We start from the raw sequence: 18,260 nt of genomic DNA, 5'->3' as shown, positions 1-18,260 counted from the left end.
CGTCGCTCTATTCCGCTGAGACGAGCGCGGCTTGAAATGTAACGATTCGATTACAGTTTCATTTGAGGCCGCCGGGATGAGGTGGAAGCCGCTTGTCCCGGCGGCGCATTCATCAACGGAGAAGATGCCCATGCGCAGTATTCTTGTGTGTATGATGATTGCGTTCGCGTCCTGCGCCGAGGCTCACGACGCACCGTCGGGTTGGAGTTACGAGCCTTTCTGTTGCAATGGTGACAACGAGACTGGGGACTGTCAGATGATCCCCCCGAAGAGCGTCGCCGTCACGCCGCAGGGGTATCGCGTGACGTTGCTGCCGGGAGATCACCGTCTCGTCACTCATGCCCATATCTTTCTGCTGCCGATGGGCAAGGCCATGCGCTCCGGCGATGGCGATTATCATCTCTGCCTGTTTCCCAACGAGGATACGCCTCGCTGTTTTTACGCGCCTCAGATGGGCTATTAGCTAGGCCCCAGTATCGCCAGTGTTCATCTCCTCAAGAATCCAGTTTCTGAATGCCTTGATCTTGGGGACGTTGCGACGGTTCTCGGGATAGGCAAGCCAATAGTCCCAGTCGTCGTCCCGGCAGACGAGCGGGAACGGCTGGACCAGTCGGCCGGCCGCGAGGTCGTCGCGATAGAACTCAGGCGTCAGGATAGCCACGCCTTGTCCGGCAATTGCGGCACTGGCTTCGAAGGATTGCGCGCCGAGCCGGCTGCGCGGTCGCCCTGCAAGGTCCGGATCGGCAACGCCGGCTGCCTCGAACCACGTCGCCCACCAGGGATCTCCGGCGTCGATCAGGCGCAGCTTGAGAAGGTCGCGCGGGTGGTTTATCCCGCCGCTGCTTGCAACAAGCTGCGGGCTCAGCATCGGCGTGAAATCGATGGTCATCAAACGGTGGCAGGTGAGGCCCGGCCAATTGCCCTTGCCGCTGCGGATGGCGATGTCGGCGGACTCCCGGGCGAAATCGATCAGAGTATCCGAGGTGATCAGGCGCACAGCTGTTGCGGGATGCCTGAGGTGAAACGAGCCGAGGCGGCGTGCCATCCATTGCGACGCGAAGGTCGGCGTCGAATGGATGAGCAGTGTCTCCTCCGACGCGCCGCGAACGGTCGCGACGGCTTCGTGCAGTAGCGCGAAGGCCTCCGTTACCTTCGGCGCCAGCCGCTCGCCGGCGTCGGTCAGGGCGATGTGACGCGGACGGCGCAGGAACAGGGGCTCGCCGATGTTCTCTTCCAGCAATTTCACCTGATAGCTGACGGCGGTCTGCGTCATGCCGAGCTCATCGCCCGCCTTGGTGAAGCTGCCATGCCGCGCGACGGCTTCGAAAACGCGCAAGGCATTCAACGGAAACTGCTTCGACAGCTTCATGGATAAGTTCTCTTTATGCATCCAGACGGTCGTTCGATTGGAATTGCAGCATTAATCGGCGCAATCTGCAAGCCAATGGATCAAATAACAGGTGATGTCATGGATTGCATTGCTATCGAAAGCCAGAGCCGGGCGAAAGCGCCGCGGGTTTCTGAAAGGCTTGTCGCCTTGGGGCGCAGGGTGCTGCGCCGGCTTTACGGATGGGACCGGCTCTACCTCGACGACATGCCCGACCGGATCAAGCGCGACCTTGGTTTTATGGATGGGCGAGAGCCGCGCTACGAGCCTAAATACCGGCGATAGGCGGCAAGAGCGGTCAGAATTTCGGCTGCCGTCATGGCGGCAATGACTTCCGGGCGCTTGTCCCTGACGGTAGAACCACCGATCGGCAGGGTCAGGCGGTCCAGCCAGTTGCGTTCACCACTGCCTTCACGCGTCAGCCAGCTTGCGAATGTCGCCCGCTTGGTCGCGGAACCGATCATGCCGGTATAGGCGAGGTCGCTACGCGCAAGCGCCTCGCGAGCAATGAGGAAATCGAGCGCGTGATCGTGCGTGACGATGACCACGACAGCACCATCAGGAAGATCGCGGACCAATGACTCTGGCATGGCGACGAGCCGTGTGGCGGTCGCGACCGGCAGGTTCGAAAGCTCGTCTTCGCGGGTTTCGATGACGGTCACCGATACGGGCAGGGGTGACAGAGCGGCGGCCAGTGCCCGCCCGACATGGCCAGCGCCGAAGATATGGACCTCCGGTTGCTCGATCTCATCGCCTTTCTGGCGGCGATCGAGCTCCGTCTGAACGGTGTCGTTCACATGACGAAATCGCAGCTGTGTTCGTCCGCCGCAGCATTGGCCGATCTCGGGTCCCAGCGGAATGTCCATGACGTCGACGCCGCCGGTTCCGGCGAGCAGCTGGCGAGCGTTCCGGATCGCGATGTATTCGAACTGGCCGCCGCCGATCGTTCCCCAAGCCGCCTTTTCGGAGACGAGCATGAAGGTTCCGGCTTCGCGCGGGGTCGACCCTTGCGTGCCGGTGATCTCGATCAGGATCGCCTCAGGCTGAACGGCGAGGAAGGCGCGAAAGTCGCTTCCAGGAATGAAGCCCGAGAGGATTTCGCGCCGGGTCATCCTACACCTTCTTCATCCGCTCGACGGCCATCAGAACGCGCTCGGGCGTGGCCGGTGCATCGAGGCGAGGGCAGACGCGGTAGTCGGCAACGCTTGCAACCGCCATCGACAGCGCTTCGAGAACCGAGATGCCGAGCATGAACGGCGGTTCGCCGACGGCCTTGGAGCGGCCGATGGTGGCTTCGGCGTTTTCGGACCATTCCGTCAGCCGGACGTTGAAAATCTTCGGGCGGTCGGACGCGAGCGGGATCTTGTAGGTCGAGGGCGCATGCGTACGCAGTCGGCCCTTTGCATCCCACCAGAGTTCTTCGGTCGTCAGCCAGCCCATTCCCTGGACGAAGGCGCCTTCGACCTGGCCGATGTCGATCGCCGGGTTCAGCGAGCGCCCGACATCATGGAGAATGTCGGTGCGGTCGATCAGGTATTCGCCCGTCAGCGTGTCGATCGACACTTCCGAGCAGGAGGCGCCGTAGGCAAAATAGTAGAACGGCGTGCCGCGACCAGCCGCCCGGTCCCAGTGGATCTTGGGGTCTTGTAGAAACCGGCCGCCGAGAGCTGAACGCGGGCGAAGTAGGCCTGCTTGATGAAATCCGGGAACGGGATTTCCTTGTCGCCAACACGAACCCGGTTCGGCAGGAAGACCACCTCGGTTGCCGGCACGTCGAACTTCTCGGCCGCAAAGGCGACAAGGCGCTCCTTGATCTGCCGTGCCGCGTCGTAGGCGGCCATACCGTTCAGGTCCGAGCCCGAGGAAGCCGCGGTCGCCGAGGTGTTCGGTACCTTGGCCGTCGTCGTCGCCGTGATCTTCACGCGCTCGATGTCGACCTGGAAGCTGTCGGCGAGAACCTGGGCGACCTTGGTATAGAGGCCCTGACCCATCTCCGTGCCACCGTGGTTCAGATGGATCGAGCCGTCCTGGTAGACGTGCACCAGCGCGCCGGCCTGATTGAAGGCGGTCATGGTGAAGGAAATGCCGAATTTGACAGGCGTCAGGGCTATGCCCTTGCGGATGTAGCGGCTGTTGCGGTTGAACTCGATGATCGCGTTTCGGCGCGCCTGATAGTCGGCGCTCTCTTCCAGTTCGCCGACGATCCGTTCGAGAATGCTGTCCTCGACCTCCTGATGGTAGGGCGTCAGCGTCCGGCCGGAGCCCGGTTGGCCGTAGAAGTTCAGCTTGCGAACGTCGAGCGGATCCTTGCCGACGGCGTAAGCGATTTCCTCGATGAAGCGTTCGGCGCCGAGCATGCCCTGCGGGCCGCCGAATCCGCGAAACGCCGTGTTCGAAACCGTGTGGGTTTTCAGCGGCTTGGAGGTCAGGTGCACATGCGGATAGAAGTAGCTGGAATCGGCGTGAAAAAGCGCGCGGTCGGTAACCGGCCCGGAGAGATCGGACGAGAAGCCGCATCGCGCCGCGTAGGTGGCATCGACCGCGTGGATCCGTCCCTCGTCGTCGAAACCAAGCTCGTAATCGACCAGGAAGTCGTGGCGCTTGCCAGTGGCTGCCATGTCTTCATCGCGATCCGGGCGGAACTTGATGGCACGCTTCAGCTTCTTGGCTGCAATGGCGGCGAGGGCGGCAAACTGGTTGCCCTGCGTTTCCTTGCCGCCGAAGCCGCCGCCCATGCGGCGCACGTTCACCGTCACGGCGTTCGACGGAATATTCAGCACATGACCGACGATATGCTGGATCTCGCTGGGGTGCTGCGTCGAGGACCAGACGGCTACTTCATCATCCTCGCCCGGAATCGCCATGGCGATGTGGCTTTCGAGATAGAAATGCTCCTGGCCGCCGATGCGCATCTGCCCGGTCAGCCTGCGCGGGGCATTGGCTATCTCGGCCTTGGCGTCGCCGCGCTTCAGCGTCATCGGGGTGATGACCAGCGGGCTGCCGTTGGCAAGCGCCCCGTCGATGTCGCTCCAATGGGGAAGGTCACGATATTCGATCTTGGCCTTGCGGGCGGCGCGGCGGGCGATGTCGCGAGTCTCCGCAATGACGGCAAAGATCGGCTGGTTGTGAAATTCGACCTTGGTTTCCGCCAGCAGCGGCTCGTCGTGACTACCGTTCGAGCTGACGTCGTTGACACCGGGCACGTCCTTGCCGGTGAATACCCAGACGACGCCCGGGGTCTTGGCGACTTCGGACAGGTCCATGCTGAGAATTTCGGCGTGCGCCCGGTCCGAGAGGCCGAGGGCACCGTGCAGGAGGCCGGCGGGCTCCGGCAGGTCGTCGATGTAATCGGCAGTGCCGGTGACGTGCTTATGCGCAGAATCGTGGCGTAGCAAACCGTGCATGGCGCCGTTGATGATGAATTTGGGCTCGGGGGATGTCGACTTGTCCATTACGCGACCTCCTCGAAGCGCTGCAGTTCGGCCGGCGTGCCTGACGTTTCGAGATAGAAGCGCGTTAGCAGGTTCTTGGCTGTCAGCTGGCGGTACTCCGCCGTTGCCCGCCAGTCGCTGAGCGGCTGGTAATCCGTATCGAAGGCTTCGCGGGCGGCTTCGATGGTCTCTTCGTTCCACTGCCTGCCCATCAGCAGATTCTCGACCGCACGGGCGCGCTTCGGCGTTCCCGCCATGCCGCCGAAAGCAATCCTGATATCGTTGACGTCGCCCTCGGAATCCAGTGTCAGGTAGAAGGCGCCGAGGACGGCCGTGATATCCTCATCGCGGCGCTTGGTGATCTTGTAGACGGCAAACCGTGTGTCTTCGGCGGGGTAGGGCACGAAGAGGCTCTCGACGAACTCGCCGGGACGGCGGTCCTGCTTGCCGTATTCGATGAAGAAGTCTTCCAGCCGCAGCATGCGCGTGCCTTCGACCGAACGCAGCTTGACGGTCGCGCCGAGCGCGATCAGCGGCGGCGGACTGTCGCCGATCGGGGAGCCGTTGGCGATGTTGCCGCCGATGGTTCCCATGTTGCGGACCTGTTCGCCGCCGATGCGATTGATCAGGCGACCGAGCGTCGGCACCTTGCGGGCAATGGTTTCGAAGGCGCGCGTATAGGTCACGCCGGCGCCGATCGTGAAGCCGCCGTCACCGGCGGTAATCGTCTGCAGTTCCGTAAGATGATTGATGAAAACGACCGGGTTCAGACGGCGCATCTGCTTCGTGACCCAAAGGCCGACGTCCGTCGATCCGGCGACGACAGTTGCCTTCGGCTCTTCCGCAAGGATCCGCGCTAGGTCTTCTTCCGACTCCGGAACGAGCAGGCGGTCGTCGCCCTTGGTAATGGAAATGGTCTCCGTCGGCTGCATTGCCCACAGGCGCGCGACGACATCCGACCGGGTGCGTTCCAGCGGGTCGAACAGCGCGCTTGGGCGCGCGCGGCTGACCATCTCGGCCGCCTTCACGATCGGCTCGTAGCCGGTGCAGCGACAGAGATTGCCCTGCAGCGACTTCTCGATCTCGGCGCGGCTCGGCTTCTCGTTCGAGAGCCAGAGGCCGTAGAGCGACATGATGAAGCCCGGGGTGCAGAAGCCGCACTGCGAGCCGTGGCAATCCACCATGGCCTGCTGGACCGGATGCAGCGTTCCATCCTTGGCGGCAAGGTGCTCGACCGTCACCACATGTGTTGCATTCAGCGAACCGAGGAAGCGGATGCAGGCATTGACGGATTCGTAATGCAGCTTGCCGTCGACAAGGCGTCCGACCAGCACCGTGCAGGCACCACAGTCTCCCTCCGCGCATCCCTCCTTCGTGCCGGTAAGACGGCGCTTCAAACGAAGAAAATCGAGAAGCGTCTCGGTCGGAGCGATATCCCGGAGCGAGATGTCCTCCCCGTTGAGGATGAAGCGGATGCAGTCGTTCATGTTGTTCCTTGTTATTGTCTTTTTCTGAATGGTTATGCCGCTGTCCAGCCACCGTCAATCGAGATGTGGGTGCCGGTGATCTGACGGGCTTCGTCGCTTGCGAGATAGAGTGCCAGCGCGCCAATCTCTTCCGCCTTGACGAACTCACGGGTCGGCTGGGCCTTCAGGATAACCTCGGTCTTGACCTGTTCCTCAGTCATGCCGCGGGCCTTGGCCGTATCGGGTATCTGCTTTTCCACCAGGGGGGTCAGCACATAGCCCGGGCAGATGGCGTTGACGGTCACGCCGAACTCGGCAAGTTCCAACGCCGCTGTTTTCGTCAACCCCATTATACCATGCTTTGCCGCCACATAGGCGGATTTGAAAGGCGAGGCCACCAGCCCGTGGGCGGACGCGATGTTGATGATCCGTCCGTGCTTCTTCGCCTTCATCGAGGGTATCGCGGCGCGCATGGTATGAAATGAACTCGACAGATTGATGGCGATGATCTGGTCCCACTTTTCGATAGGGAAGTCTTCGATCTTCTCGACGTGCTGGACGCCGGCATTGTTGACCAGCACATCGACCGAGCCGAAGGTCCGCGTCGCCGTCTCGATCAGATCCGCGATTTCGGCCGGTTTCGTCATATCGGCTGGATGATAGATTGCCCTGGCCTTGGAAAGTGATTCAAGGCGGTCCGTTATGGCCTTGATTTCTTCGGCTTTTCCGAAGCCGTTGATGACAACGTTGTCGCCCTTGCCGGCAAAAGCGGTCGCGATCGCAAGCCCGATGCCGCTTGTGGATCCGGTGACGACGACTGTCCTGGTCATGCTCTTCTCCCGATACTCGCGCTTTTGCGACGCAATGAAACCCGAGGTTATGCCCAAAGCGGTCATGCTGGCAATTGCACCGCCGGCAAATCTCTTGTGTCCAAACCGACAGGAAGCGCTTCCTTCTCTGCCTGTGCTGTCTTATTGATTTGGCATCATAATCGCCGGTGAGGGAGGACAGGCATGGGCGGATACGTTCTGGCAATCGATCAGGGGACGACATCGACGCGGGCGATCATCTTCGATGAGGAGATGAAGATCGCCGGTGCGGGCCAGAAGGAGTTCACCCAGCACTATCCACGCTCGGGCTGGGTCGAGCACGATCCGGAAGAGATTTGGGACTCGGTGGTCTCCACGATCCGGATGGCGATCCGCGAGGCGAAGATCAAGGCGAGCGACATTGCCGCGCTCGGGATCACAAACCAGCGCGAGACGGTGGTCGTCTGGGAGCGGGAGAGCGGGAAGCCGATCCACAACGCCATCGTCTGGCAGGATCGCCGGACGGCGAGCTATTGCGACAAGCTGAAGAAGCAGGAACTCGAGAAGACGTTCACCAAGAAGACTGGCCTGCTTCTCGACCCGTACTTCTCGGGGACGAAACTGTCCTGGATGCTGGCGAACGTCAAAGGCGCCCGCGCCCGTGCCGCGAAAGGCGAGCTCTGCTTCGGCACCATCGACACGTTCCTGATCTGGCGGCTGACCGGCGGCAAATCGTTTGCCACCGATGCGACCAATGCTTCGCGCACGTTGATGTACAACATCTCGGAAAACCGGTGGGACGACGACCTTCTCGACATATTGCGGGTGCCGGCCGCGATGCTGCCTGAGGTCAAAGACTGCGCGGACGATTTCGGGACGACGGAGCGGGATATTCTCGGGGCCGAGATCCCGATCCTCGGCGTCGCCGGTGACCAGCATGCGGCGACCATCGGCCAAGCCTGCTTCGAACCGGGCATGATGAAATCCACCTACGGTACCGGCTGCTTTGCGCTGCTGAACACCGGCAGCGATATCGTGCGGTCGAAAAACCGTCTTCTGACCACCATCGCCTATCGCCTGAACGGCGAGACGACCTATGCGCTTGAGGGTTCGATCTTCATTGCCGGGGCGGCGGTACAGTGGCTTCGCGACGGGCTCGGCATTATCGATACGGCTTCGCGGACCGGCGAACTTGCCGATGCCGCCGATCCGACGCAGGACGTCTATCTGGTGCCTGCTTTCACCGGCCTCGGCGCTCCGCATTGGGACGCGAACGCGCGTGGCGCGATCTACGGGCTAACGCGCAACAGCGGCCCCAAGGAATTCGCCCGGGCCGCTCTCGAGGCGGTTTGCTATCAGTCGCGTGATCTCCTCGACGCCATGCACAAGGACTGGAAGGGCGGCACCGACAATACCGTGCTTCGCGTCGATGGCGGCATGGTCGCTTCCGATTGGACGATGCAGCGGCTTGCCGACATTCTGGACGCGCCCGTGGATCGGCCGGCTATCCTGGAGACGACGGCGCTCGGAGCGGCTTGGCTCGCCGGCAGCAAGGCCGGGGCCTGGCCGGATCTCGCAGGCTTTTCGAAGAGCTGGAAGCGCAACCGTCGTTTCGAACCCGATATGGATGAGAAGACCCGAGCCGCGAAGCTGAAAGGATGGCGAAGCGCCGTCAAGCGAACGCTTTCTGACGCCTGATCGGTTCTCCCTCGACCGAAGGAGGCAGGCGCGGCCTGCCTCTCAAAGACTTGCTTCAGCGATGCAGCCAGGGCGTTGCGGTGCTCCAGAAGATGATGTCGGCGCCTAGGTAGTTATCGGCAAAGTCGACGAACTCGTCCTTGGTGAACGGCTTCTTCGTCTTCGGATTCTTGTAGGTCAGGGTCGGCTCCTGCACGGCGAGGCCGACGAAGGACAGTTTGCCCTTGTACTTGTTGAAGAAGGGGTATGAGTTCTTCATCTGGCCCTTGCGGTAGGGGACGATATCGGGCCCACCGAGGCCGATGTCATTCTTTGCCGCGAACTCGAAAAGCCGACCCATGTAATTGTGGTCGTTCTCCCATTCGCAGGGCCAGAAGTTGACGTACTGAACGACCTTGCTCTTGCTGAAGGCCTTTCGGGCGAGGGCGAGATTTTCCATCTCGCCCTGGAAGTAGGCGTCGCAGCTATAGCCCGCGGGCTCGTGTTTCGGATCGAGGTCGATCGCGGTTTCCGGCAGATTGACGCCATAGACCTTGCCGTCGAATTTTGCTGCGAGCGCGGTGAGCAGGGCCTGGTAGCGCTGCCGTACGGCGGGATCCCATTGCTGCGCCACCCAGCCGGAGCCGACGGGCTTGCTCTCACCCGGATTATCGAACTGCGCCGTGATGCCGCCGCCGTACTCCTTGTCGGTCATCAGATAATCCGGAACGTTCCGTGCCTTCGGTTCAAAGAAGCGGTCCTGGATCTGAATGAACAGCTTCCGGTTCAGGCCATCGAGGATGGCAAGGTCCGCCTCGATCGCGGAGAAATCATACTGGCCCTTCGCTGTTTCCAGTTGGCGCCAGTTATAGACGATCTGTGCGCCGCCAATGTCGGGCCGGCTGAGAAGCGGGCGCGCCGCTTCGAGGTCGCCGGAACTCGTGTAGATGAAGTTCTCTGGAGCGGACGCGGCAAAGGCGGTGTCATGGAGGCAGGAAAATAGCGCAAAGGCGGCAAGGAGGCGTAACGCGGATTTCATTCTTGTCTCGGTTGTGAGGCGTTTGAGATTGCAGACCAATTCCGGCCAAACGTGGCGGCTTGATGGCGTGGAAGGCGGTGCCGTCGCCTTGTTGGGGCGCTCTTTGAACACCAACGAAAGCCGTATTCGGGCCGTTGACGGGTTGAGATGGCCGCTGGCAACGGCTATGTGGGGCGGGCGCAAGACCGCTTCCCCAATCAACAAGGCACTCCCGGTATGAATCCTGATTTCCTCGTCACCCATTCCGGTGGCTTCCATGCCGATGAAGTGCTGTCGAGCGTCATTCTGACCCGGCTCTTTCCGCAGGCGCGGGTTGTCCGCAGCAGGTCGCCGGAGTGGATCACCCCGAACACTGACCGTATCATTTACGATGTCGGCGGTGCCTATGATGCAGAGGTTGGCATTTTCGACCACCATCAGCGTGGCGCGCCATTGCGCGACGACGGGCAGCCCTACAGCTCGTTCGGCCTGATCTGGAAGCATTATGGTCGAGACTATCTTATTGCCACGGGCATTCCAGCCGCCCATGTCGAGGCATTGCACGCCTCGTTCGATCTCTCGTTCGTGCTGCCAATCGATCTGACCGACAATGGTGCGCTCAGCCCATCCGGCCCGTTGGCGGGGTTGACGTTGCCGGCTCTGCTGGAGACCTTGAAGCCGGTGTTCGACGATACCGACCCTGACGCCGACGATCGGCGGTTTCAGGACGCCGTTTCCATCGCCCGTAGCTTCGTCGAGGCGAAGATCGCTCAGAGCGCTTCAAAATTGCGCGCCGAGACGCTGGTGCTGGAAGCGATCGCGCGCACCGGACAGGGGCGAGTGCTCGAATTGCCGATGGGGATGCCTTTCCGCCCGGCGATCGTGAAGGCGGGGGCGGATCATCTGCTCTTTGTCGTTCATCCGCGGGAAAAGGACTGGTGCGTGACCGGCATTCGCCGCGGCGACGAGGGCTTCGAACTGCGAGCCGATCTGCCTGCTGCCTGGGCAGGGCTGACCAATCACGATCTTGAGGCCGTCTCCGGCGTCGCGGGCGCAACCTTCTGCCACAACGGTCGCTTCGTCGCAGCCGCCAAAACGCGCGAAGCGGCGCTGGCGATGGCAGAACTGGCGGTGGAGGAAGCCGTCGGATCGGGTCAGCAAGTCGCCTAAGGCTCTTCCGCCGATCGGGCCACGGCGCCAACGCCGCGCTGTCTCTATTGCGTTTGCCGCCTTCGCGGCCATGTTCAGCATCTCGTTCCACGCGCAGTAATTTTTTGCTGCGTCCTGTCGGATGTCGCGCTACTCCTTCGTCATCAGGGAAGAGGAGTAAGAGATGCTTTATGCAATCCTTTGTTATGCCAATGAAGAGACCGTGTTTTCCTGGACCAAGGAGGAAGAGGACGCCGTGATGGCGAAGCTCTACGCGGTCCAGGCGCCCTTGGCAGAGCGTGGCAAGCTTGGCCCGGTTGGCCGGCTAATGCCGACGACGGCGGCGACCACCGTGCGCAAGGGCAAGGAAGAACCGCTCGTTCTCGACGGTCCCTTCGCGGAAACGAAGGAAGCGCTCCTCGGCTTCTACGTGGTTGATTTCGACACTCTGGAGGAGGCGGTGGCCTTCTCCAAGGAGCTGTCTTCGGTCAATCCGGGTTCGACGTCCTATGAAATTCGGCCGTTCTACGTGTTCCGACCGGGAGACGCTTCGACATGACAGACATTGCCTGGATCGACGTGACGCTTGCTTCGGCCCGACCGAAGGCGCTTGGCGCGCTGCTGAGATACTTCCGCGATCTCGATATCGCGGAGGAAGCCTTCCAGGAGGCCTGCCTGCGCGCCATCCGCACCTGGCCGGACAAGGGGCCGCCGCGCGATCCGACGGCATGGCTGATCTTCGTTGGTCGCAACAGCGGCATCGACGCCGTGCGCAAGCGCTCGAAGACGCAAGCGCTTCCGGATGAAGAACTGATCTCCGACACCGGTGATGCCGAAAGCGATATTGCCGATCGGCTCGACGATTCCAACTACCGCGATGATATCCTGCGGCTGCTCTTCATCTGCTGCCATCCGGACCTGCCGGCCACACAGCAGATCGCGCTGGCGCTGCGCATTGTCTCGGGGCTATCAGTACAGCAGATCGCACGGGCCTTCCTCGTCGGCGAAAGCGCCATGGAGCAGCGGATCACGCGGGCCAAGGCGCGCGTTGCCAAGGCTGGTGTACCCTTCGAGACGCCGGATGCACAGGAACGCGCCGAGCGGCTCTCGATCGTCAGCACGATGATCTACCTCGTGTTCAACGAGGGCTACAGCCAGGCCGATCCGAAGCACGATGCCTGCGCCTTTAGCGACGAGGCAATCCGGCTTGCGCGGCTTCTGCTGCGAATCTTCCCCGGCGAGCCCGAGTTGATGGGGCTGCTGGCACTGATGCTCTTACAGATCTCGCGGCGCCAGGCCCGCTTCAATGGCGAAAACGACATCGTGCTGCTCGAGGATCAGGATCGTTCGCTGTGGAACCGAGAGCTGATCAACGAGGCACTAGCACTGCTCGACAAGGCGATCCGTCATCGCCAGCCCGGTCCTTATCAGCTGCAGGCGGCGATCGCGGCGCTGCATTCCCGTGCCAGGCGTGCCGAGGATACGGATTGGGAAGAGATCGAGCTGCTCTATCGGGCGCTGGAGCGTGTCCAGGCGTCGCCTGTCATCACGCTCAATCGTGCCGTTGCGGTTTCCAAGCTCAGGGGGCCGGAAGAAGCGCTGGCGCTGGTCGAAACACTTGGCGAAAAGCTCGATGGCTATTTCTATTACCACGGCCTGCGCGGCGGCCTGCTGAAACAGCTCGGCCGCGCCCGCGAGGCACATGCCGCCTTCGACCGCGCCATCGCGCTCGCTCACTCGGCCGCTGAAGCCGCCCATATTCGTCAACAGATCGACAGTCTCGCTCATGCCGCGCAGCCGGCGGTGAAATAGTTCCCGAAAATAACGGTGCGGTTGTCGGAACCGGATCGCCTCCCACGTCCTTGTAACAACCTGATCGAAAACAGGTTTCGCTCAACAGGAGGAATGCTGAAATGACCGTAGACGCCGAACATGAACTGTTTCTCGTGCGCGAATTCGATGCGCCGCGCGAGAAGATTTTCAAGGCCTGGACCGACCCGGTCCTGATGAAGGAGTGGTTCGTGCCGCGTCCGTGGAGCATCGCGGAAGCGAAGCTGGACGTGCGTCCCGGCGGCTCGAACCTGATTGTCATGCGCAGCCCCGACGGCCAGGAATTTCCGAACCGCGGCGTCTATCTGGAAATCGTCGAGAACGAGAAGATCGTTTTCACCGACGCCTTTACCAGCGCCTGGGTGCCGTCGCAGAAGCCGTTCTTCGTGGCGATCATCCTGCTCGAGGACCTCGGCAATGGTCGCACGAAATACACCGCCACGGCACGTCACTGGACGGCCGCTGACAAGGAAGAGCATGAGAAGATGGGCTTCCACGAAGGTTGGGGTAAATGCGCCGACCAGCTCGCGGAACTGCTTGCCCGGGCATAAGTCAGTCCGTGCTCATCGGCTTCACGATTTGCGTGAAGCCGTTTCGTCGGTGATTCCGGCAATGGCCGGAAGCTATTGAAATCGGATTCAAAACTTCGTCTCTCGTGATCGAGCGCGCCCATCAACATTCTCGAAGATTTCGTTCTAGAATTTGTATTTGCGCCTTCTCTGCCCCATCCTTATGTCCAGAGCGAATTCAACGGGATGCAAGCGATGGAACTGGGCCTTTATACCTTTGCTGACGTCAATCCGAATCCGAGCCGCAGCAAAGGGGCGGAGGGCGCGGAGCGCCTCAAGCACCTGATCGAGGAGATCGAGCTTGCCGATCAGGTCGGGCTCGATGTCTTCGGCTTGGGCGAACATCACCGTCCCGACTATGCGGCATCGGCGCCGGCGGTTGCGCTTGCGGCGGCTGCGGTAAAGACGAAGAACATTCGTCTTACCAGCGCCGTCACCGTGCTCAGTTCCGATGATCCGGTGCGCGTCTTTCAACAGTTTGCAACGCTCGACCTTCTCTCCGAGGGGCGGACGGAGATCATGGCGGGTCGTGGTTCGTTCATCGAGTCCTTTCCGCTCTTCGGCTACAATCTCGAGGACTACGACCAGCTGTTCGAGGAAAAGATCGATCTGCTGATGGCGCTGCGTAGCCAGGAAGTCGTGACGTGGTCTGGCGAGATGCACGCGCCGATCAATGGGCGTGGCGTCTATCCGCGGCCGTTCCAGGATCCGTTGCCGCTCTGGATCGCTGTCGGCGGAACGCCTCAGTCGGTCGCGCGGGCAGGGGCCATGGGGCTTCCGGTGGCGCTCGCGATCATCGGCGGCGAGCCACGCCGTTTCGCGCCTCTCTTCGATCTCTATCGGGAGGCCGCGCGCCGCGCCGGGCAGGACGCCGCAAAGCTCAAGACCAGCATCAACGTGCACGGCTTCATTGCCGACACGACCGATGCGGCGGCCGACCAGTTCTACGGGCCGCAGGCCGAGGTTATGAACCGTATCGGCCGCGAGCGCGGCTGGGGCGCGACCACACGCGCCCATTTCGATATGTCTCGCGGACCGAACGGCGCGCTGTTCGTCGGCGATCCCGAGCTCGTCGCGGAGAAGATCATCGCGCATCATCGCCTGTTCAAGAACGATCGTTTCCTGCTGCAGATGGCGATCGGATTGATGCCGCATGCGCAGATCATGCGCGGCATCGAACTCTACGGAACGAAAGTCGCGCCGATCGTCAGAAAGGCATTGACTGAAAGCGGCGAAGGCGCGAAAGCCTCCGCCTAAAGCGAGAGCATGATGCCGTAAAGGATGAGTTGGATTTCTCCCGTCATCGTGTTGTGATTTTACGAGAGCCGGCCCTCCGGCCGCAGGGCCGGGAGCGGATCGATGATCGTAGAGAATGAAGACGAACTCCTGAAACTCAAGGAAATCGGCCGTATCTGCGCCAATGCGATGCAGGTCATGGCAGCGGCTCTCGAGCCCGGTATCACCACGGAAGAACTCGACAGGATCGGTCGCAAGGTGCTGGAAGATGCCGGTGCGCGCTCGGCGCCCGAGTTCTGCTACCAGTTTCCCGGCGCAACCTGCATCAGCGTCAACGAAGAGGTTGCGCACGGCATACCGGGCTCGCGGATCATCCGGCCTGGGGATCTCGTCAACATCGACGTCTCCGCTGAAAAGGACGGTTTCTTTTCGGATACCGGCGCCTCGTTCAGCGTGCCGCCGCATAAGCCGAAGATGGAAAAGCTCTGCCGCGACGGCAAGCGCGCGCTCTGGATCGGGCTCAACCAGATCAAGGCCGGTGAACCACTTGCCAAAATCGGCCAGGCGATCGGCGCCTTCGCTGTCAAGAACCGCTATACGCTGGTGGCCAACCTGGCGAGCCACGGTGTCGGACGCTCCTTGCATGAAGAGCCGGGCGAACTGTCGACCTGGCCTGACCCCTCGGAAAAGCGGATGATGTCGGAAGGGCTGGTGTTCACCGTCGAGCCTTTCCTGTCGCTCGGGGCCACATGGGCCGAGGGCGGTGACGATGCATGGACGCTCTACTCGGATCCGCAGGCACCGACGGTGCAGTATGAACATACAGTTGTCGCGACCCGCAACGGGCCACTGATCCTGACCTTGCCTGATGGCGCTTCCTGATCGAAAAAGGCAGGGTCCTGTGTCTCGGGTGCAGGACCCTGCCTTCGAGATGCACGCCGGGGGAGGTCGCTGGCATCCATCTCAAGGTCTCAAACGTTCTGTGAAGGCAAGCGCGTAAGCGCTGTTCGAAGGTCTCCCGCCACTCCTCGACTTTGTTCATACGCAAGAACGCGTCGAAAGGATCATTGTGGAGGACGCGGGAGAGAGGTCCGGATAGGATGCTTCCCTCAAGGATGAGGTTTTCGCATGTTCATCATTTTCGGCGGGTTGCCTGGCGCCGGCAAAAGCACGATCGCGCAAAGCCTCGCAGCGCGAATGAAGGCCGTTTATCTCAGGGTGGATTCCATGGAGCAGGCCGTGCGTTCAGCCGCCGCGCTCGCGCCGGGTTCGACGTCGGCCCGGCTGGATATGTGGCGCTCTATCGTGTCGCCGCCGACAATCTCCAGCTTGGTAATGCTGTCGTTGCCGACACGGTGAACCCGATCGAAATCACCCGTGCCGCCTTCCGGGCCGTTGCGGCTGAAGCCAATACGGGATTTGTCGAGATCGAGGTCGTCTGCTCCGACCCGGAGACGCATCGCCATCGCGCCGAGACGCGGCCGCCGACGGTCGAGGGGTTGATCCCGCCCACATGGGTGGAGATCAGTGTGCTTCACTATGAGCCTTGGGAACACCCGCATCTGCGTATCGATACCGCGGTATCGACGGTTGAGGATAGTGTCGCAAGGATCATGGCGCTCCTCTGATCGTCGGAGCCGGGGATCAGGAGAAGTCTCCCAATCAGGAAACGTCGCGCTGACCGCCCTGCAGGATTTCGGCTGCGGCCCGCTCGAGGATGCCGGCAATGCGCTTGGCTTCTTCCTTCGACCAGGGATGGCGCAGCCGTAGCGCCGACTTCAGCAGCATGCGCGCTGCACTGACTTCGCTCCGGTCGTCCGGGAACGGGTCTTCTTCGCGTTCGCTGCCGCGGCTCTCGGGATCGAAGATCCGCCGCACGTGAGCCATCTTCGCGCCGATCTTCTCCAGCTTTCCTAGTGTCATCTCCAGCATCGACTGGTTTTCCTCGACGAGTTTCCGGCCACTTTCTGTGATGCTGTAGAGTTTCTTGGTGCCCTCCGTCTCGACGTCGGCAAGGCCGGTCTCTTCGAGATAGGTCAGCGCCGGATAGATCACGCCGGGGCTCGGAACATAGAAGCCGCCCGAGCGCTCTTCCAGCAGCTTGATCAACTCGTATCCGTGGCGCGGTTGCTCGGAAAGCAGCGCGAGAATCACCAGTTGAAGATCACCCGCTGCAAACTTGCGGCCCATGCGGAAACCGCCGCCGCCCATCATGCCACCTCTGAAACCTCTCATATGTCACTCCTTAGATGTATCTTTCACTATGTCTTAAAACATATATCGTAAGATAATCGATTTCAAGAGGGGGAAGAATGTCAGCGCATTTGATGGGTCGATCAGAAAATCTCGCTTGTCCGTACCGCTAGGCGGCGCGATAAGCGGCGGATGCTCGCACGCAACGATACCTCCCCCCACATCTCTTTCGGACTGCTCTCGCCGGCGCGATCGCCATGGCGGCAGCGATGGGATTCGGGCGGTTTTCATACACGCCGATCCTGCCAGGCATGATGAGCGGCGTTCCGCTGTCGTCGGCCGACGCGGGGTTCATCGCATCGGCGAATTTCGTCGGCTATCTCGCCGGCGCCGTGCTTGCCGCCTACGGATGGGCGCAGGGGCGTGAGCGCAGCATCGCGCTTGCGGCGCTCGCGGCCAACGCCATCCTCTTGGCCGCGATGGCGGCGACAAATTCGGTGATGCTGTTTGCCGCTATCCGTTTTCTGGCCGGTCTCGCCAGCGCCTTCGCGATGATCTTCACCTCCTCCATCGTGCTTAGCCACGGTGCGGCTGCCGGCAACGATCACGTGCAATCAGCGCATTTCGGCGGGCCGGGCGCGGGGATTGCCCTGTCGTCGGTCATGGTCTTCCTCGTTGGCCTCGTCTATCACGGCGGCCCGGACGCATGGCGGATCGACTGGATCGGTGGGGCGATCTATTCGGCGATCAGCCTCGGGATCGTCTGGCTGCTCCTGCCGTCGGGACCGATGGGCGGTGGGCAGACCGGAAAGGAGCCGGCGATCGTCTGGAGCCGCCCGATGCTGCTCGTGACCTTGTCCTACGGCTTGTTCGGTTTTGGCTATGTCATCACCGCCACCTTTCTCGTGACCATCGCCCGCATGGCGGCGGCCGGCGCTGTCGTCGAATTCCTGTCCTGGTTCATTGCCGGGCTGACGGCGGCGGTCGCGCTGTTTCTGTGGAAGCCGCTGGTCAGGCCGCTCGGGCTTGGCTGGATCTACGTTACGGCGCTGCTGATGGAGGCCGTCGGCGTGCTGGCGACCGTCGTGTTGCCGCACTCCGTGGCGCCGATGATCGGCGGGGCGCTGTTCGGCGCCACCTTCCTGGCGATCACGGCCTACGGCTTGCAGGTCGGGCGTAGACTGGTGCCGGCAAGTCCGCGCCGGGCTTTCGCAACGATGACGGCGGCCTTCGGGCTCGGGCAGATCGTCGGTCCCGTGGTTGCCGGCTCCCTGGCGGAGCGCACAGGCAGCTTCGTCGCGCCGACCTATGTCGCGGCTGCGGCCCTCGTCATCTGCGCGGCGCTGGTCATTCCCGTGGCCCGGAAACTTTCCTAAAATTATTTCCGTTTGGTAATAAACGCCTGTAAGCGGTTACAATTGCGTTAGAATGTGGTGAGGCCATTGCCGCCCTTCGCGAACTGCCTTAGTTTCCGGCGCAATCGCTCTTTATAGAG

15 protein-coding genes and 3 pseudogenes are annotated in these 18,260 nt (G+C 61.7%); 11 read left to right on the top strand and 7 right to left on the bottom strand.

Annotated features, from left to right (window positions below; all coding sequences use genetic code 11):
• Window positions 1-130: 130 nt before the first annotated feature.
• Window positions 131-463 (top strand): hypothetical protein, encoded by a 333-nt coding sequence (locus FZ934_RS10755; RefSeq protein ID WP_153271060.1) that lies wholly within the window; start codon window positions 131-133, stop codon window positions 461-463.
• Here the strand turns inward: FZ934_RS10755 and FZ934_RS10750 are convergent, their stop codons facing one another.
• On the bottom strand, window positions 464-1,390 hold the full coding sequence (locus FZ934_RS10750; protein ID WP_153271059.1) for a LysR substrate-binding domain-containing protein: 927 nt from the start codon (window positions 1,388-1,390) through the stop codon (window positions 464-466).
• Between FZ934_RS10750 and FZ934_RS10745 the strand changes: the two genes are divergently transcribed.
• Window positions 1,385-1,672 (top strand): hypothetical protein, encoded by a 288-nt coding sequence (locus tag FZ934_RS10745; protein ID WP_348649069.1) that lies wholly within the window; start codon window positions 1,385-1,387, stop codon window positions 1,670-1,672. The two genes, FZ934_RS10750 and FZ934_RS10745, sit on opposite strands and share 6 nt — an antisense overlap.
• Here the strand turns inward: FZ934_RS10745 and xdhC are convergent.
• The 4 genes and pseudogenes from xdhC to FZ934_RS10725 all read right to left on the bottom strand — a co-directional run bounded on the left by xdhC (window position 1,648) and on the right by FZ934_RS10725 (window position 7,180).
• Window positions 1,648-2,499, bottom strand: coding sequence for a xanthine dehydrogenase accessory protein XdhC (xdhC, locus tag FZ934_RS10740; protein ID WP_153271058.1), 852 nt, complete (start codon window positions 2,497-2,499; stop codon window positions 1,648-1,650). The two genes, FZ934_RS10745 and xdhC, sit on opposite strands and share 25 nt — an antisense overlap.
• Before the next feature lies 1 nt (window position 2,500).
• Window positions 2,501-4,839, bottom strand: a pseudogene (gene xdhB / locus FZ934_RS10735) (xanthine dehydrogenase molybdopterin binding subunit).
• On the bottom strand, window positions 4,839-6,305 hold the full coding sequence (gene xdhA / locus FZ934_RS10730) for a xanthine dehydrogenase small subunit (protein WP_153271057.1): 1,467 nt from the start codon (window positions 6,303-6,305) through the stop codon (window positions 4,839-4,841). Before xdhA ends, xdhB begins: the two are co-directional and overlap by 1 nt.
• A 32-nt stretch (window positions 6,306-6,337) precedes the next feature.
• Window positions 6,338-7,180, bottom strand: coding sequence for a 3-hydroxybutyrate dehydrogenase (locus FZ934_RS10725; RefSeq protein WP_432443580.1), 843 nt, complete (start codon window positions 7,178-7,180; stop codon window positions 6,338-6,340).
• Between the two features lie 117 nt (window positions 7,181-7,297).
• Here FZ934_RS10725 and glpK point away from each other — a divergent pair, with 117 nt between their 5' ends.
• A complete protein-coding gene (gene glpK / locus FZ934_RS10720) occupies window positions 7,298-8,791 on the top strand; it encodes a glycerol kinase GlpK (RefSeq protein WP_153271055.1) in 1,494 nt (497 codons plus the stop codon).
• A gap of 55 nt (window positions 8,792-8,846) precedes the next feature.
• Here the strand turns inward: glpK and FZ934_RS10715 are convergent, their stop codons facing one another.
• Window positions 8,847-9,809 carry a hypothetical protein gene (locus FZ934_RS10715; RefSeq protein WP_153271054.1) on the bottom strand — a complete coding sequence of 321 codons (963 nt, stop codon included), beginning with the start codon at window positions 9,807-9,809 and terminating at the stop codon, window positions 8,847-8,849.
• A gap of 216 nt (window positions 9,810-10,025) precedes the next feature.
• On the opposite strand from FZ934_RS10715, the gene FZ934_RS10710 reads away from it, so the two are divergent.
• The 7 genes and pseudogenes from FZ934_RS10710 (at window position 10,026) to FZ934_RS10680 (ending at window position 16,200) form a co-directional block, all read left to right on the top strand.
• Window positions 10,026-10,958 (top strand): MYG1 family protein, encoded by a 933-nt coding sequence (locus FZ934_RS10710; RefSeq protein WP_153271053.1) that lies wholly within the window; start codon window positions 10,026-10,028, stop codon window positions 10,956-10,958.
• Window positions 10,959-11,121: 163 nt separating this feature from the next.
• Window positions 11,122-11,496: a YciI family protein gene (locus FZ934_RS10705; RefSeq protein WP_113358641.1), complete on the top strand. Its 375-nt coding sequence runs from the start codon at window positions 11,122-11,124 to the stop codon at window positions 11,494-11,496.
• Window positions 11,493-12,749 (top strand): RNA polymerase sigma factor, encoded by a 1,257-nt coding sequence (locus FZ934_RS10700; protein ID WP_153271052.1) that lies wholly within the window; start codon window positions 11,493-11,495, stop codon window positions 12,747-12,749. The genes FZ934_RS10705 and FZ934_RS10700 overlap by 4 nt, the downstream gene beginning before the upstream one ends.
• Before the next feature lie 101 nt (window positions 12,750-12,850).
• Window positions 12,851-13,318 (top strand): SRPBCC family protein, encoded by a 468-nt coding sequence (locus tag FZ934_RS10695; RefSeq protein WP_153271051.1) that lies wholly within the window; start codon window positions 12,851-12,853, stop codon window positions 13,316-13,318.
• 213 nt (window positions 13,319-13,531) lie between these two features.
• Window positions 13,532-14,593 (top strand): LLM class flavin-dependent oxidoreductase, encoded by a 1,062-nt coding sequence (locus tag FZ934_RS10690; protein WP_153271050.1) that lies wholly within the window; start codon window positions 13,532-13,534, stop codon window positions 14,591-14,593.
• A 102-nt stretch (window positions 14,594-14,695) separates the two neighbouring features.
• On the top strand, window positions 14,696-15,454 hold the full coding sequence (map, locus tag FZ934_RS10685) for a type I methionyl aminopeptidase (RefSeq protein ID WP_153271049.1): 759 nt from the start codon (window positions 14,696-14,698) through the stop codon (window positions 15,452-15,454).
• Window positions 15,455-15,700: 246 nt separating this feature from the next.
• Window positions 15,701-16,200 (top strand): annotated as a pseudogene (locus FZ934_RS10680) (AAA family ATPase).
• A gap of 34 nt (window positions 16,201-16,234) precedes the next feature.
• Here the strand turns inward: FZ934_RS10680 and FZ934_RS10675 are convergent.
• Window positions 16,235-16,807 carry a PadR family transcriptional regulator gene (locus tag FZ934_RS10675; protein ID WP_153271048.1) on the bottom strand — a complete coding sequence of 191 codons (573 nt, stop codon included), beginning with the start codon at window positions 16,805-16,807 and terminating at the stop codon, window positions 16,235-16,237.
• Window positions 16,808-16,957: 150 nt separating this feature from the next.
• Here FZ934_RS10675 and FZ934_RS10670 point away from each other — a divergent pair.
• Window positions 16,958-18,141 (top strand): annotated as a pseudogene (locus tag FZ934_RS10670) (YbfB/YjiJ family MFS transporter).
• Window positions 18,142-18,260 lie beyond the last annotated feature (119 nt).

Origin of the sequence: Rhizobium grahamii (assembly GCF_009498215.1) — a bacterium.
Taxonomy (GTDB): Bacteria; Pseudomonadota; Alphaproteobacteria; order Rhizobiales; family Rhizobiaceae; genus Rhizobium; species Rhizobium grahamii_A.
This window is presented reverse-complemented; position numbering and strand designations above follow the sequence as displayed.

Bases quoted from the DNA above. Each gene is read 5' to 3' on its own strand.
- FZ934_RS10705 (WP_113358641.1), top strand. From the start codon at position 11,122: ATGCTTTATGCAATCCTTTGTTATGCCAATGAAGAGACCGTGTTTTCC.
- FZ934_RS10715 (WP_153271054.1), bottom strand. From the start codon at position 9,809: ATGAAATCCGCGTTACGCCTCCTTGCCGCCTTTGCGCTATTTTCCTGC.
- map (WP_153271049.1), top strand. From the start codon at position 14,696: ATGATCGTAGAGAATGAAGACGAACTCCTGAAACTCAAGGAAATCGGC.
- FZ934_RS10750 (WP_153271059.1), bottom strand. From the start codon at position 1,390: ATGCATAAAGAGAACTTATCCATGAAGCTGTCGAAGCAGTTTCCGTTG.
- FZ934_RS10710 (WP_153271053.1), top strand. From the start codon at position 10,026: ATGAATCCTGATTTCCTCGTCACCCATTCCGGTGGCTTCCATGCCGAT.
- xdhA (WP_153271057.1), bottom strand. From the start codon at position 6,305: ATGAACGACTGCATCCGCTTCATCCTCAACGGGGAGGACATCTCGCTC.
- glpK (WP_153271055.1), top strand. From the start codon at position 7,298: ATGGGCGGATACGTTCTGGCAATCGATCAGGGGACGACATCGACGCGG.
- FZ934_RS10725 (WP_432443580.1), bottom strand. From the start codon at position 7,180: ATGACCGCTTTGGGCATAACCTCGGGTTTCATTGCGTCGCAAAAGCGC.
- FZ934_RS10675 (WP_153271048.1), bottom strand. From the start codon at position 16,807: ATGAGAGGTTTCAGAGGTGGCATGATGGGCGGCGGCGGTTTCCGCATG.
- FZ934_RS10755 (WP_153271060.1), top strand. From the start codon at position 131: ATGCGCAGTATTCTTGTGTGTATGATGATTGCGTTCGCGTCCTGCGCC.
- FZ934_RS10745 (WP_348649069.1), top strand. From the start codon at position 1,385: ATGCATCCAGACGGTCGTTCGATTGGAATTGCAGCATTAATCGGCGCA.
- FZ934_RS10695 (WP_153271051.1), top strand. From the start codon at position 12,851: ATGACCGTAGACGCCGAACATGAACTGTTTCTCGTGCGCGAATTCGAT.
- xdhC (WP_153271058.1), bottom strand. From the start codon at position 2,499: ATGACCCGGCGCGAAATCCTCTCGGGCTTCATTCCTGGAAGCGACTTT.
- FZ934_RS10700 (WP_153271052.1), top strand. From the start codon at position 11,493: ATGACAGACATTGCCTGGATCGACGTGACGCTTGCTTCGGCCCGACCG.
- FZ934_RS10690 (WP_153271050.1), top strand. From the start codon at position 13,532: ATGGAACTGGGCCTTTATACCTTTGCTGACGTCAATCCGAATCCGAGC.